Source organism: Vibrio sp. 1249-1 (assembly GCF_033340495.1).
Genome location: NZ_JAWOWJ010000338.1, coordinates 1 through 831, shown reverse-complemented (window position 1 = coordinate 831; position 831 = coordinate 1). Strand labels below are relative to the sequence as shown.

Genomic DNA, 831 nt, shown 5'->3' with positions numbered 1-831 from the left:
CGACTTATTTAACCCTGTCGGTGCCTTGCCATAGCGTTTTTCAAGCAGACGTAAATCTTCACGCATACCGAGCTTTTTCGCGGCGTACATCGTGCTTTCAATAACTTGTTTGTTATCTGGCATCACAGCCAAAGCGCGACGGTAATCCACATAAGCGCTGTTAAGATCGCGTGACGCTTCGTACAACAAACCAGAAAGATAGAAGAGATAACCGTTTTGCACCGCGCTGAGTTTTTTCCCTGCGTCTGGATAACTCGCGAGCACGCTGCCTAAGTTGGCTGACATACCTTGGTTTTTTAGATCTTTTTCTGCCGACTTCAGCTCTTTTTCACGCGCTTTTCTCGCCGCTTCCTGAACTTGGTTAGCACGACGAACTTCGACGATTGCGCCTTCTAAATCATTTTTTTGTAGATAGTTCAGACCAAGGTATAAATGCAAAAAGCCGAGTTCGTAGTCTGCAGGTTGGTATTCGTTAAGATTGTCGTTTACAGCAAGTGAACCTACGCTCGTCGCTGTTTCAGAAACAGAAATGGTTGCTCGGTCTTGTTGAACACGTACCGCGCGGTCGCTCTCTTCGAGAGCTTTGAGGCTGGTTGGATAATCTTTCGCAAGGAATGAAATACGACCCTTTTCGAAATTGCCAAGGATCTCGCCACCGACGTCGCTCGATTGGAGTTGCTCAGCGTTGGCATAATTGCCAGCAACAACTGCCTGATAAACTTCTTGATTCTGGTCGCTGTAGTGGCTAAACAAATTGCCCGCAGACAAATTAGCGCAGCCAGACGCCATCAAGACCCAGCTAATCAGTCCAAACAGCTTCACACCTAATTT

Annotated in this window: 1 pseudogene; it reads right to left on the bottom strand. The window is 47.1% G+C overall.

The annotated features are described in order from the left end of the window. Positions 1-831: pseudogene (locus R7Z50_RS26230) on the bottom strand (hypothetical protein); the annotation flags it as partial.